We start from the raw sequence: 14,723 nt of genomic DNA, 5'->3' as shown, positions 1-14,723 counted from the left end.
CACGAATGTAACTGATGACAGTGATGATCCTAATGATCCGACTGATATCGATCCAGATACGGATGGTGATCCAGATGATCCAACAGTAACGACCATTGCGGAAAACCCAATATTAGAAGTTATAAAAACAGCAGCTGTTACGGATGATGGAGATGGTGTTGTTGGTGTTGATGATGTTATAACTTATACTATTACAGTAGAGAACACTGGAAATGTAACACTAACAAATGTTGGAATTATAGATACTTTTGAAGACCTAAATGGAAACCCATTAACATTAGCAACAGGTCCAACATTTGTAGGTCCAACATCAAGTTTAGGTAGTGCTGAAGGCACCTTACAAGTAGGCGAGATAGCTACCTATACTGCTACGTATGTGATAACACAGAGTGATGTAGATTCAGGCGGTGTAAGTAATAGCGTAGTGGCAAATGGTGATAGTCCATTAGGAACAAATGTAAATGATACTAGTGATGACGATGATGATTTAGATGGTAATACAACAGATGATCCAACAGAGACATTAACAGATTCAACATTTGAACTATCTGTGTTTAAAGAAGTTGATAATACATCTCCTTTAGTTGGTGAACAAGTGACGTTTACAATTATATTATCTAACGAAGGCTATGTTACAGCAAATAGTATAGTTGTTGATGAAGTTATACCAAGCGGTTATACATATGTTTCATCTATTACAACTGGAGGTACATACTCAGAAGTTAATGGAACATGGACTATAAGCCAACTAGATCCAGCACAAGTTGAGATATTACAAATTACTGTTGAAGTATTAGGATTTGGAGACTATTTAAATATAGCAACTATATCTGCTTTTGATGGTGGGACGGATGTTAATATAGATAATAATGAATCTGAAGCTTTTGTAGTGCCAATTTGTTTAACTATTTATAATGAATTCTCGCCAAATGGTGATGGTGTTAATGAGTTTTTCAATATCGATTGTATTGAAACTTATCCAAACAATAAAGTAGAAATATACAATCGTTGGGGTAACATTGTTTATGAAAAACGTGGTTACAGAAATGATTGGGATGGAACTTCAAATGGTAGAGTAGTTGTTAATGAATCTGATAAATTACCAGTAGGAACATACTATTATGTAATTGATTTAGGTGATGGATCTAAACCAAAAGTTGGTTGGTTATACATAAACAGATAATATTAAAGACAAGATTAAAACAATATAAAATGATACAAAAATCATCGATATTAAAAGTGTTATTAGTAGTGTTCACAGTTTTTGCTGTTGATATTAGTTTTGCACAGCAAGACCCTCAATACACTCAATATATGTATAACACAATGAGTGTTAATCCAGCTTATGCGGGACAGAGAGAAGTTTTAAGTGTTACAGGTTTATATAGAACACAATGGGTTGGAATAGATGGAGCACCAAAAACTCAAACTTTAGGAATTCACGCACCTTTAAGAAATGAGAAAATAGGATTAGGACTATCTATTGTTAATGATGCTTTAGGGCCAGCAACAGAAAGTTATATAGATGCTAACTTTTCTTATACTATACGTTTAGATGATGCTAATACAAAATTATCTTTTGGTGTTAAAGGAGGAGTACATTTACTAGACACAGATTGGAGTAAAGGAAGATTTCAAAATCCTGACGTTGTATTTAATGAGAATATAAGCTTATTGTCGCCAACAATTGGAGCAGGATTATATTTACATAATCGTAAATGGTATGTTGGACTTTCTGTACCTAATTTTTTAACTACCGATCATTATGATGATTTTCAAGAGTCTGTTGCAGCAGAGCGTCTTCATTATTATTTAATCGCAGGTTATGTATTCAACTTAAGTGAAAATACCAAATTCAAACCAGCAGCTTTGGTTAAAGGTGTTTCAGGAGCTCCAATTATTGCAGATGTTTCAGCTAACTTTTTATTCAATGATAAGTTTACTTTAGGTTTAGCTTGGCGTTGGGATGATTCTGTTAGTGGATTAGCAGGATTTCAAGTATCTGATGGATTATATATTGGTTATGCATATGATGCAACAACAACTAATTTGAATAATTACAATAGCGGATCACATGAAATTATGTTGAGATTTGAATTACAAAAACTAGGTAGAATATTATCACCACGATTCTTCTAAAAAATAGACTATGAAAACAATTAAATTTATATTCATTATTGTACTAAGCTTAACATTTTCTTTTGGATATTCTCAAAAGGGAAAGGTCAGACAAGCAACAAAAGAGTATGATAATTATGCGTATTTAAGAACAAGTGAAATCTTATTAGATGTTGCTAATAATGGTTACAGATCTGTTGATTTACTCCAAAAACTAGGAAATTCTTTTTATTTTAATAATAAGATGGAAGATGCCGCTAAGTGGTATGGTGAATTAATGGCAATGAACGAGCCTGTAGATGCAGAATACTACTTCAGATATGCACAAGCATTAAAGTCGGTTGAAAATTATACTGAGTCTGATAAATGGATGAAGAAATTCCATGAAGCAAATAAATCTGATTTAAGAGGAAGAGCTTTTGCATCAAGAGTTGATTACTTGTCAAAAATTGAAGCTGCAAGTAGAGATTTTGAAGTGAAAAATTTAGACATAAACTCTGATAAATCTGATTTTGGGACAATTCAGTATAAAAATCAAATAATTTTTGCTTCAACTCGTGGTGGCGGAAAAAAATATCAGTGGAATGAACAACCGTTTTTAGATTTATTTTCAGCTGTTAAACAAGAAGATGGTAGTTATAATAATGTAAAAGAGTTTGGTGGAGATATTAATACTAAATATCATGAATCTACAGTTTCATTTACACCAGATGACAAGGCAATGTATTTTACTAGAAACAACTATTTTGAAGGCAAATACAAAAAAGGTGAAGATGGTGTTAATCGATTAAAAATATATAAGGCTACTAAAGGTGATTATGATAAGTGGGAAAACATTGAGTCAATTCCATTTAATAGTGACAACTATAGTGTAGCACATCCTTCAGTAAATATAAAAGGAACTAAGCTATATTTTGCTTCAGATATGCCTGGAACACTTGGTAGTTCAGATATATTTGTTGTAGATATTAATGATGATGGAACGTTAGGTGAACCTGTTAATTTAGGAGCGTCAGTAAATACAGAAGGACACGAAACATTTCCTTTTATTAATGAAGTAGGAGATTTGTACTTTTCTTCTAACGGATTTGCTGGTTTAGGTGGATTAGACGTATTTGTGATTAGAGATTTCGAAAATCGTTTAGAGAAAGGACAACCTTTAACTTTAGAAAATGTTGGTAAGCCAATTAATAGCTCTAAAGACGATTTTGCATACTATGAAAATTTAACAACAGAAGAAGGTTTCTTTACATCAAATAGAGATGGTGGAAAAGGAGATGATGATATTTATACATTTAAGTTCCCAGAATGTGTACAGGTTGTTGAAGGCATTGTAAAAGATAAAGATACACAAGAAATTATCCCAGGAGCTACAGTAACTTTATTTGATGGTGAAGGGAAGCAAATTGATAAAGTAGTAGTAGGTGATGATGCAGCATTTTCATTTGATGTTGAGTGTGATAAAGAATATTTAATTAGAGTTGAAAAAGAAACATATTCTTCAGATGAAAAACGTTTTACAACACCTAACAAAAAGCAAGAACTTAAGTTAGAAATAAACTTAGAGCAGGACGAACAAGAAATTAAGCCAGGAGACGATTTAGCCAAAACGCTAGATATTCCTATTATTTATTTCGATTTTGATAAATCTAACATTCGTCCAGATGCAGAAGTAGAACTTCAAAAAGTAATTGCAGTATTAAATAAATACCCAACAATGAAAATTGATGTTCGCTCTCATACAGATAGTAGAGCCACAACTCAATATAACGATGCATTGTCTAAACGTAGAAACAAATCTACAATAGACTATATCGTTAAAAAAGGAAACATAAGTAAAGACCGTTTAACTGGTCAAGGTTATGGTGAAAGCCAATTAGTAAACAAATGTAGTGATGGTGTAGATTGTACAGAAACAGAACATCAGTTAAACAGACGTAGTGAGTTTATCATTATAAGTATGTAAACACTATTAAATTATAGTTAAAAGCTGCCTTTTTTAAGGCAGCTTTTTTATTTATAGTGTATTTTAATTTTTTGTTGGTATTTTTGTATGCTATGATTGAAGAACACGTTATCCTTGTAAATGAGAATGATGAGCAAATAGGTACAATGCCTAAATTAGAAGCTCACGAGAAAGCTGTGTTGCACAGAGCTTTTTCTGTATTTATATTTAATGATAATAATGAACTGATGTTACAGCAAAGGGCATCACATAAGTATCATTCACCATTATTATGGACCAATACTTGTTGTAGTCATCAACGCGTTGGAGAAACTAATATAAAAGCAGGAAAACGTCGTTTACAAGAAGAAATGGGCTTTGTTACAAGTTTAAAAGATACTATTTCGTTTATTTATAAAGCACCATTTGATAATGGTTTAACAGAGCATGAGTTTGATCATATATTGGTTGGTCATTATAACGATGCTCCTAATATCAATCCAGATGAAGTTGAAGATTGGAAATGGATGCCTTTAGAAGACGTAAAAAAAGATATTTCAGTACATCCAGAAATATATACAGAGTGGTTTAAGATTATTTTCGATAAATTTTACCAACATATAAACATAACAAAATGATAGTTACAGTAAGTAGAAAAGCACATTTTAATGCTGCACATCGTTTGTATAGAAAAGATTGGTCAGACGAGAAAAATAATGCTGTTTTTGGCAAGTGCAGTAACCCTAATTTTCATGGACATAATTACGAGCTTATTGTTAGTGTAACTGGTCGCATAAATAAAGAAACGGGTTATGTTATGGATATGAAAATTCTTAAAGATATTATTAAGGAAGAAATTGAAGACGCCTTTGATCATAAAAACCTGAATGTTGAAGTTCCAGAATTTAAAGACTTAAACCCAACAGCAGAAAATATAGTTGTTATAACCTACAATAAGATTAAAGCAAAACTAGACCCAATTTTAGACTTAGAAGTTGTGCTTTACGAAACACCACGTAATTTTGTAACCTATTCAGGTAGATAATGAAGAGTATATTATATCCAATTAAATTTCAACCCATTTTAAAAGACAAAATTTGGGGAGGAAAAAAACTAAAAGCTATATTAAACAAAGATTCTAATCTGCCAAATGTTGGAGAGAGTTGGGAAATAAGTGATGTTGAAGGTGATACTTCAATTGTAAGTAATGGTAATTTAGAAGGTCAATCGTTAAAGCATTTACTAAGTACCTATAAAGCAGATTTAATTGGCGAAAAAAATTATAAGCACTTTGGTAACAAGTTTCCGTTGCTAATTAAGTTTATAGACGCTAAAGAAGATTTATCAATACAATTACATCCTAATGATGAATTAGCAGCAAAACGACATAATTCGTTTGGAAAAACTGAAATGTGGTATGTAATGCAAGCTGATAAAGATTCTAATTTAATAGTAGGTTTTAATCAAAAGGTAACACCAGAATTATATCTAAAACATCTTGAAGATAAGACACTCACCAAAATTCTAAACTTTGATAAAGTAAAAGAAGGCGATACATATTTTATTGAAGTAGGTCGTGTACATGCCATTGGAGCAGGTGTGTTATTGGCAGAAATACAACAAACCAGTGATATTACATATAGAGTTTATGATTGGGATAGAGTTGATGATAAAGGTAACGAACGCGAATTGCACAACGATTTAGCTCTTGATGCTATTGGTTTTGATATGGAAGACGACTTTAGAGTTGTTTATGATAAGGAAATGAACCAATCTAATCAAATGGTAAGTTGTCCATATTTTACAACAAGTTATTTAAAAGTTGATTCAAAGCTAAAAAAGGAAAACACAAACGATTCATTTATTATTTATATGTGTGTTGATGGTGAAGCAGAGATTTCAACACAATCACATTCCGAAACGATTGTTAAAGGAGAAACAATTTTACTTCCAGCAGCAATCAAAACTTATGAAATAACTTCTAAAAATGCTACACTATTAGAAGTTTATGTTTAATTTTGCACGCAATTAAATAAAAAGATATTATGGCAAATGTTAGAAACCTAAAGAAAGACATTAATTATGTTATAGGTGATATTATTGAAGCAATCTATGTTTGGGAATATACAAACACTGATAAAGACACAAAAAAGAGCGAAGCGTTAATTGATGAGGCTATCGAAGTTTTTGATGAACTTATTGCTAAAGTAAACGATAAAACTGTTGAGAATAGAAAAGCTCACCTTAAAGCGGTTAACAATGAGTTAGAAGTTAAAGGAAGAGCGTTAATCGAAAAGATTAACAAACTCTAATAATTTTTTTTCAAAAGATTTGCAAATATAATTTTCACTATTATATTTGCAGTCTTCAAAAGCCGATGTAGCTCAGCTGGCTAGAGCAGCTGATTTGTAATCAGCAGGTCGTGGGTTCGAGTCCCTCCATCGGCTCTTAAAAAGTCTCTCAAAATGAGAGACTTTTTTGTTTTATTAATTGTCGTTTTCTTCAAGGTTTTCATCTTCATCTTTGTCTTTCTTTTTCTTTTTAAGCCAAGAGAATATTCCTTTTTTAGGTTCTTCTTTAAATTGTATGGTATCTTTTTTGCTGCCAAAAAGACGCTTAAAGAATCCATCAGTTTTTGTTAATTCGCAGTCTAAAGACATTAAAACCTCTTCAGTAGGATATTCAAATTGAGCTTTTGTAATAGCATTGTATTTTGAATCTCTGTTTAGTTTTTGAAGGTATTTGGCAAAAATTGGAAGTGCTGAGTTTGCGCCTTGTCCAATACCTGTATTGCTGAATCCTATTTGCTGATTATCGTTGCCAACCCAAGTTAAGGTTACTAATTTTGGAGTTATACCAACAAACCAACCATCTTTATTATCTTGAGTAGTTCCTGTTTTTCCAGCTATTGCATTTTGCAGATTGTATTTGGTTCGCAACCTATTTGCTGTTCCATCATTAACAGTAGCTTTCATGAATTCTAATAAAACTTGTCTTGTATCGTCACTATAAGCTTTTTCGGTTACAGCTTTTGGGTTTATATCTTCATACGAAGCAATTACATTACCGTTTTTGTCTTCAATTCTTGTAATAAAAACTGGAGTTACTGGTTTACTATCATTAACATATGTTGTATAGGCTCTAGCAAGCTCTATCATGCTTAAATTCGCAGAACCTAAGGCAATAGAAGGCACAGCTTCAATATCGCTTTTAATGCCCATATTATGAGCTTGTTTAATCACTTCGTCTATACCTACTTCATCCAATACTTTTACAGCGATAGTATTTACTGAATTGCTCAACGATTTTTCTAAAGAATAATTAAGATTTTCTTCATCTTCAATATCAGATGAGTTAGTTGGTGTCCAGTTTTTTTCATCAGTATAGGTAACTGCTTTTAAAGGAAAATACGTGCAAGGCGACATACCGTTTTCAATTGCAGCAGTATATACAAAAGGCTTAAAAGTTGAACCTACTTGACGTTTGCTTTGCGATATATGGTCATATTGAAAAAATCTGTAATCTATGCCTCCAACATAAGATTTTATAGCTCCAGTTTTTGGGTCTAAAGACAAAAATCCTGCATTTAAAAACTTTGAATAATATTCAAGACTGTCTAATGTAGATATGGTTTTTATTATGGTTTCATCCCAAGAGAAAAGTTCTGTTTTATGTGTCTTTTTTAACTCGTCTTCAATAGCCTTTTCCGATAACCCTTTTGCTTTTAAGTCTCTATATTTTTTTAATCGCTTTTTGGCTTCCAGATAAGCAGGTTTGTTTTTTAACCAAGGTGCTCTTTTTCCGTATGCTACTTCAAATTGATGTTGTAACTCTTTCATATGTTCTCGCATAGCTTCTTCTGCATAGCGTTGCATAGTATTATCTAAAGTGGTGTAAATTTTAAGTCCATCGTGATAAATATTATATTGCTCACCATCAGGTTTTGTGAATTTTTTCTGTTTCAGAATAGCATCTAATTGCTTTTTTATTTCTGCTCTAAAATATGGAGCTAATCCTTGGTTTGGAGCATAATACTGATAATCTAAAACAATGTCTTTGCTTTTATTTATTGCTGCATCAGTATCAGACAGGTACTTGTAGTTTACCATTTGATCGATAACTAAGTTACGTCGTGCTTTAGATTTTTCAGGAAATAACCTCGGGTTATAACTATGATTTGCTTTTAATGTGCCAACAAGAGTTGCTGCTTGCCATACATTCAAATCTTTAGTATGTACATTAAAAAATTTTTCTGAAGCACTTTCAATTCCGTAAGTGTTATCAGGAAAGGGAACAGTGTTTAAGTATAAGGTTAAAATCTCTTTTTTACTGTAAAGGCTCTCAATTCGTTTAGCAACAATGCTTTCTTTTATTTTATTTACAACGGTTCCTATAGCTCCAGAATGTTCTCTTCCAAAGAGATTTTTTGCTAGCTGTAAAGTAATAGTGCTTCCTCCACCTGAAGATTCGTCAGACAGTAAAATGGTTTTAAAAAACACTCTTAATAAACTCTTGTTGTCTACTCCATTATGCTCATAAAAACGAACATCTTCAGTTGCAATTAAAGCATCTAATAAGTGTTGCGGAAAATCTGAAAAAGTTATCGATTGCCTATCGTAGATGTAAAGCTTTCCAATAAGATCGTTATTTGCGTCTAGAATTTGTGTTGCTTGACTTTGCTTAAGACCTACTATTTTTTCGTTAGAAGGAATTTTTCCCCAAAGTCCAAAGTAGATGCTTGCATAAAAGCAGGTAAAAAGTACTATAAGCGTTAGGATACTAAAACCTATTCGCTTAAGCCATTTATAAAGTTGTTTTTTGTTTAGCTTCATTCAGTTTTATATACGTTACAAATTATCAAATAGTCTTTGAAAGCTATGAGATTTAACGTTTTTTAAAACTAATTAGTCTAAAAACAGAATATAAGGAGTAAAAAAAGGAACTATTGCGCTTTTCTTTTATTGATATAGTCTTGCAATTGTTTTCCGTATTTAGATGCTTTTACTTTTGGAGTTAATTGGTTATTAATAGTATCTAAATATTTAATATTTGCGTCATAAATTTCAGAAAGCGCTAAATAAGGTGCAACTTCACTATCCTTATTATTTATTGCAAAATTGATTGTGTACAAGTATTTACTTTTTATAATGCCTTGATATTGCTTTACACTTTTGTTAAGCTTAACAGTATCATTATCTTTTTGAGCATCAAGATTGTCTTTAATAATGTCTAAGTTTTTATTGTTGTAGCGTGACATCATTAAAAGGTATTCTTCTAATTTTTCTTGTTGTTTTGAACCTTTAATCTTTGCATCCATCTCGAAGTTTTTTAAGGTTGAATTAAATTCAGTAACACCCTTATCAGCAAAGAATGTAATAATATGCTCTTCATTATCATTCATATGAAGTTTTAAAAACAGAACCTCAGGAGATTCTATATTTGTATGTAGCTCAAACTCTGGATTTCCATTTACAACCAACGAATCTATAGTTTCAAAAACAGAGTCTTTTACCTTTTGAAGATACACTGTTCCTTTTTTTAACCCTTTAACGTTTCCTTTTAAAGTAAAATTTGAATCACTGTCTTTACCACAAGAGATTATCAAAAGTAAAAGGACTAAAAGACTTAATTTTTTCATTGGTTTTTAATTTTTTTGAAGCTGATTAGTTAATTTTTTGGTTCGCAAATATCTTATAATTATTCAATAAAAACTAACCTGCAGAAGCTATTTTCATAAGCTCTGCACATAAAATTGCACCATAGGTTCCCACTACATAACCAAACACTGCTAGTAATGCTCCAACAGTAGCTAGTGATGGATGAAATGCTGCTGCAACAACAGGAGCAGAGGCTGCTCCGCCAACATTTGCCTGACTACCTACAGCCAAGAAAAAGTATGGTGCTTTTATTAGTTTTGCGACTAAAATTAATAATCCAGCATGAATAACCATCCAAACTATACCAATAAGGATAAGCCCTGGATTTTCAAATATTTTACCTAAATCCATTTTCATACCAATGGTAGCGACTAAAATGTAAATAAAAACACTTCCAATTTTACTGGCTCCAGCGCCTTCATAATTTTTTGCTTTTGTAAATGATAATAAAATTCCCATTAAGGTTGCAATAGAAATCAACCAAAAGAAACTACTTCCAAATGATGATAATGCACTTTTCGGATTTCTTACCGATTCAAAATTATCGACTAAATATTTTGAAATAACATCTGCGCCATAGTGTGCAATTCCAACAGAAACAAAAGCAAACATGAGTATAACTATTATGTCTGTTAATGATGGATTACGTGTTATTTTATCTGTAAATGTTTGTACTCTGTGTTTTAGTTCGTCAATAGCAGTATTGTCAGCTTTTAGCCATTTGTCAATCTTAGCTTTCTTCCCAATTCCGAAAAGTAAAACAGCCATCCAAATATTGGCAACAACAATATCTACTAATACCATTCCACCATATAACTCCTGATTAAATTCATATATTTCTAACATCGCAGCTTGGTTGGCACCACCACCAATCCAACTACCAGCAAGTGTAGCAAGACCTCTCCAAACAGCATCAAAACCAGCACCTCCAACGGTTTCTGGTGAAAAAGTAGAGATAATTAAAATAGCAATTGGTCCACCTATAATAATACCAACAGTACCTGTAAAAAACATGACTAATGCTTTCCATCCTAAATTAAAAACTGCTTTTAAATCGATACTAATGGTTAAAAGTACCAACGAAGCAGGAAGCAGATAACGACTGGCAACATAATAGGTTTGTGATACATCTGCAGATATTAATCCTAGAGAATTAAAAACCGCAGGAATCATATAACACATTAAGAGTCCAGGTATATATTTGTAAAATTTAGACCAGAATCCTGTTTCTTTCGATTCGGTGTAGAATACAAAGCCTAAAGCTAGCATTAAGAGTCCGAATACAATTCCGTCGTTAGTAAAAATAGGTGCGTTTTCCATTTTAGTTATTTTATCTGTGCAAAATACCAAAATTAACTAAACATTAAAAAGGTATTTTCGTTTTTGGCACGAAGTTTGAAATATACTTTTCGTAAAACTTTACTCTCTTCATTAGACAAAAGGAGTAGTTAACCTTAAGAGAAGTTAATATTACATTTGGTTGGTTAGTTAGTAAAAAAGCACCTTTTTAAGGTGCTTTTTTAGATTTATAATGTTTGGTGAATTTATTTTTTAATAAATGCAACAATAGTATTTATGAGTTCTTCTGATACTTTTCCTGCATGATCGTTATACGATTTTGCATTTTCCTGATCATCACCTTCAATAATAAAAAGCACATGATTCATTTTATCAATAAGTTTTAATTCAGAATTTTTTGCTGAATCATTAAGCAGTTTTGCTTCTTCAACACTTACTTGCAAATCTTTAGTGCCATTAACAATAAGTATTGGCATGTCTAATTTTTTAATTTCTTCTTGCGGATTATAACTCATCCAATTGGCAATAAAACGCTGAACACTAATATCGAAAACAGAAGCTAGTGCAGCAGGATAATCTGTAGTAGTTTTACCTTCTTTAAGTACAGAAAACACGCGTTTTGTATCATCAGTAAACATAGGAGCTGTTTTTTGTATTTGCTCTGTAATTACATTATCAATAGTTTGTCCTGCTCCAGCAAGCGATACAAAGCCATCAACATTCTCTTTTGCAGCCATCATACCAATTAAGCTTCCTTGACTATGACCAATAATATAAATTTTCTTGTAAGTGTTTTGCTTTTTAAAATAGTTAACCACATCTATTGCATCACTAACAAAATTATCGAACATAATATTTGGGTCGACATTTCCTTTACGAATTTGCTTTACAATGCGCTTATCGTACCTAAACGTTGCTATACCATTATTTGTAAGATTGACTGCAAGCTTTTTAAGATTACTGGTTTTTAAAAAATTCTGGTTGCCATCTCTATCTGTTGGTCCAGAACCAGCAATAATAATAGCTAATGTATTAGAACCTGAGTTTGGCGTAAGTAACGTACCATCAATAAATTTTGTAATTGGTAAATCGGTTTGCGTAAATGTTATTTCTTGACTGTAACCTAAATAACTGATTACTAGAAAGAAGAGTGTTGCTATTTGTTTCATCTGCTAATACTAATTGTTTTTAAACGTCAGATGGAACATTCATATTAATATTCCGTTGTTCTATTAAGAATTAATAATGAATGTTTCATTTTTTTATGCACTGTTATGTGATGCTAAAGTAATTGTTCTAATTCAAATTTGTTGTAACAACGCAAAAGTTGTTCCGTTTATGATGTGTTTTATTATTTTTTTTAGACAATTTTAAAACGCATTTCATCGTTAATATCGTTAATTTCATCTACAAATGTTAAAATTTAATGTATTTCATCGATTAATAATGTATTTTGACAGATAATATCAATTTTAATTTTACATTTGAAGTGTACTAAAATTTAGTTTTTAGTTCAATGGATTAATTAATTAATATTTGCATATGTGTTGACTTAGAGACCCTAAATCTACCACATATATAAAAAGCAAATTAGGAGAACCAAGGTTGAGGGACCTTGGTTTTTCCGTTTTATATACCTAAAGGTTAAATTAATCCGCTCTCCAATTTCGCGTTTTGTTTTTGGTATTTGATGTAACCAATGTGCTTGCATTTCGCCTTTCATGATTAATAGGCTTCCATGTTCTAGTAATAGTTTGTGTTTTTGATCTTTTAACGTTCGGTGTTTAAAATGAAAATAGCGTTCGGCACCAAAACTTACTGAAGCAATTACAGGATGCATTCCTAATTCTTTTTCATTATCGGCATGCCAACCATTGCTATCGCTACCAAATCGATATAAATTAAGTAATACACTAGTAAACGTATGGCTAGCCAATTGTTCAACATCAGCCTTTATGTCTAATAAAGGTTTTGTAAACACTATTGGTTTCATGGTAATGTTAGAGTAGGTGTAAGGCTCATTATTATTACCATACAAAGCTGTTAAACGTGGTTGTAAATGTGTTTTTCCAAAAAGTGTAATACTATCGTGTTGCCAATTGGTTTTAGCTTTAAGGAGCTTTAAATACGCATTAGCTTTTTCAACCGAATAAAAATTTGGAATATAAATAAGCTCTGCATTTGGGAGCTGAAGCACTCTTTTTTCTGAAGAAAACAAATTCATAGCCTAATTTTTTTCTAAATTAGCCTTTATGAGATTAAAACACAACATAATTATTGTTGCCTTTATAAGTATTGCTTTTGCCTTTACAAAGCAAGATGTTCCAGTTTTACCTGAAGGGTTTGTGTATGTTAAATCTGTAATACCAGATTTAGATGTAGAGTTACGTTATTATACAAGTAATAATTTTGTTGGAGATACCATTGATGGTTATGCCTCAAACGAGTTAATACTAACAGAGCAAGCTGCGCAAGCTTTAAGGCTTGTAAAAGAAGAACTCGAAGTGCAAAATATATGCTTAAAAGTGTATGATGGTTACCGACCACAACGTGCAGTAAACCATTTTATGCATTGGGCAACCGATTTGAATGACACTATAAATAAGCAACAATTTTATCCAGATGTGGCTAAAAAAGATTTGTTTAAAGAAGAATATATTGCCACACGTTCTGGGCATAGTCGTGGGAGTACGCTAGATTTAACGCTTACAGATGGCAAAACAGGAGTGCCTTTAGATATGGGAAGCCCTTACGATTTTTTTGGTGAGCAATCTTGGGTAGATTATGACAATATTACTGAAGCACAAAAAGCCAATAGGCAATTATTACAAACGGTTATGTTAAAGCATAATTTTAGAAACTACCCAAAAGAATGGTGGCATTTTACTTTACGTTGGGAACCTTTTCCTGATACTTATTTTGATTTTGTGGTGGAGTGAGAGTTTGAGGGTTCGTTTAACGGTTACGTATAATATTAGTGGCACGTTTAAGCACTAATTTAGTAAATAGAAACTTGCCAGCGGAAAATTCCGCAGGAATTTTCCAAGTAGACTAGAACCAGCCATTAATTTTATGCTTTGTTGTAACCAGTTTTTTAATCCGTTAGTATTTTAATTTTTGCTTTTGTTTCCTTTATAGTAGTGATATTATTTTCAATGTTCTTTATTCCAATATCCATAAAACCAAGTTCAGTCTCACAATGTAAATTATGGTTTTCATCATTCTTTTTTTCTTCAAGATGTAATTCGGATTTTTCTAAATAATCCTTATAAATCCAATATGGTCCATTTTGTTTTAGAAATTCGATTGATTTATAAATATCTACGAGTATTGATAAGTTTTTTTTGAAAATTAAATAAAGTTCATTTTTAGGAACACTTTGATAGATATCTAGTTGTAGAACTTGGAAGATACTCGTTGTAAATTGGTCGGTTTGCCTCATTTCAAATAACTGTCTCAATTCCAAATGTTTTCTCGTTAATTCATCCAAAATTTTGTTCTGATTATTTAGGTCATTGAGAATCATTTGTTTTTTTCTCGATAAATCAATTTTTCTCTTTATCCAACTGATTAATAAAATCAGAGTTTGTCCAATTATAGCACCAATTAATGCAATCAGTAGTGTTTTTTGGAAAGGAAAAGGTTCTTGAATTAAAAATATCATTTGTTGGTTTTCTCAAATTGGTTACAATGCGACGATATGG

14 protein-coding genes and 1 tRNA gene are annotated in these 14,723 nt (G+C 31.7%); 9 read left to right on the top strand and 6 right to left on the bottom strand.

The genetic code is table 11. The features are described from left to right. The 8 genes from IEW41_RS02615 to IEW41_RS02580 form a co-directional block, all read left to right on the top strand. On the top strand, positions 1-1,183 hold a 1,183-nt coding region (locus IEW41_RS02615; protein ID WP_188604781.1), incomplete at its 5' end, for a T9SS type B sorting domain-containing protein. Positions 1,184-1,212: 29 nt separating this feature from the next. Further along, positions 1,213-2,139 (top strand): PorP/SprF family type IX secretion system membrane protein, encoded by a 927-nt coding sequence (locus IEW41_RS02610; RefSeq protein ID WP_188604780.1) that lies wholly within the window; start codon positions 1,213-1,215, stop codon positions 2,137-2,139. Between the two features lie 10 nt (positions 2,140-2,149). Next, positions 2,150-4,084 (top strand): OmpA family protein, encoded by a 1,935-nt coding sequence (locus IEW41_RS02605; RefSeq protein WP_188604779.1) that lies wholly within the window; start codon positions 2,150-2,152, stop codon positions 4,082-4,084. A 92-nt stretch (positions 4,085-4,176) separates the two neighbouring features. After that, positions 4,177-4,701 carry an isopentenyl-diphosphate Delta-isomerase gene (gene idi, locus IEW41_RS02600; RefSeq protein WP_188604778.1) on the top strand — a complete coding sequence of 175 codons (525 nt, stop codon included), beginning with the start codon at positions 4,177-4,179 and terminating at the stop codon, positions 4,699-4,701. Then, positions 4,698-5,108, top strand: coding sequence for a 6-pyruvoyl trahydropterin synthase family protein (locus IEW41_RS02595; protein WP_188604777.1), 411 nt, complete (start codon positions 4,698-4,700; stop codon positions 5,106-5,108). Before idi ends, IEW41_RS02595 begins: the two co-directional genes overlap by 4 nt. Beyond that, positions 5,108-6,079 (top strand): type I phosphomannose isomerase catalytic subunit, encoded by a 972-nt coding sequence (locus tag IEW41_RS02590; RefSeq protein WP_188604776.1) that lies wholly within the window; start codon positions 5,108-5,110, stop codon positions 6,077-6,079. Before IEW41_RS02595 ends, IEW41_RS02590 begins: the two co-directional genes overlap by 1 nt. 29 nt (positions 6,080-6,108) lie before the next feature. Beyond that, a complete protein-coding gene (locus tag IEW41_RS02585) occupies positions 6,109-6,375 on the top strand; it encodes a hypothetical protein (RefSeq protein ID WP_188604775.1) in 267 nt (88 codons plus the stop codon). Between the two features lie 61 nt (positions 6,376-6,436). Then, positions 6,437-6,510, top strand: a tRNA-Thr gene (locus IEW41_RS02580). A 39-nt stretch (positions 6,511-6,549) separates the two neighbouring features. Here the strand turns inward: IEW41_RS02580 and IEW41_RS02575 are convergent. From IEW41_RS02575 to IEW41_RS02555, 5 genes are all read right to left on the bottom strand, one after another. Continuing rightward, positions 6,550-8,895, bottom strand: coding sequence for a transglycosylase domain-containing protein (locus IEW41_RS02575; protein WP_188604774.1), 2,346 nt, complete (start codon positions 8,893-8,895; stop codon positions 6,550-6,552). 110 nt (positions 8,896-9,005) lie between these two features. After that, the gene (locus IEW41_RS02570) at positions 9,006-9,701 is read right to left on the bottom strand and encodes a DUF4369 domain-containing protein (RefSeq protein WP_188604773.1); all 696 of its coding nucleotides are present in this window, start codon (positions 9,699-9,701) and stop codon (positions 9,006-9,008) included. Positions 9,702-9,774: 73 nt separating this feature from the next. Continuing rightward, positions 9,775-11,040, bottom strand: a complete 1,266-nt coding sequence (locus IEW41_RS02565) for a DUF819 family protein (RefSeq protein WP_188604772.1) — start codon at positions 11,038-11,040, stop codon at positions 9,775-9,777. Positions 11,041-11,264: 224 nt separating this feature from the next. Beyond that, a complete protein-coding gene (locus IEW41_RS02560; RefSeq protein ID WP_188604771.1) occupies positions 11,265-12,188 on the bottom strand; it encodes an alpha/beta hydrolase in 924 nt (307 codons plus the stop codon). 398 nt (positions 12,189-12,586) lie between these two features. After that, positions 12,587-13,243, bottom strand: a complete 657-nt coding sequence (locus IEW41_RS02555; RefSeq protein WP_188604770.1) for an alpha-ketoglutarate-dependent dioxygenase AlkB family protein — start codon at positions 13,241-13,243, stop codon at positions 12,587-12,589. A gap of 28 nt (positions 13,244-13,271) precedes the next feature. Here IEW41_RS02555 and IEW41_RS02550 point away from each other — a divergent pair, with 28 nt between their 5' ends. Beyond that, positions 13,272-13,958, top strand: coding sequence for a M15 family metallopeptidase (locus IEW41_RS02550; protein WP_188604769.1), 687 nt, complete (start codon positions 13,272-13,274; stop codon positions 13,956-13,958). Positions 13,959-14,113: 155 nt separating this feature from the next. On the opposite strand, the gene IEW41_RS02545 is transcribed toward IEW41_RS02550, so the two are convergent. Continuing rightward, positions 14,114-14,683, bottom strand: coding sequence for a hypothetical protein (locus IEW41_RS02545; protein WP_188604768.1), 570 nt, complete (start codon positions 14,681-14,683; stop codon positions 14,114-14,116). Positions 14,684-14,723 lie beyond the last annotated feature (40 nt).

It is taken from the genome of Aquaticitalea lipolytica, from assembly GCF_014641635.1.
Taxonomy (GTDB): domain Bacteria; phylum Bacteroidota; class Bacteroidia; order Flavobacteriales; family Flavobacteriaceae; genus Aquaticitalea; species Aquaticitalea lipolytica.
The sequence above is the reverse complement of the archived record's forward strand: the minus strand, read 5'-3'. Positions and strand labels throughout refer to the sequence as shown.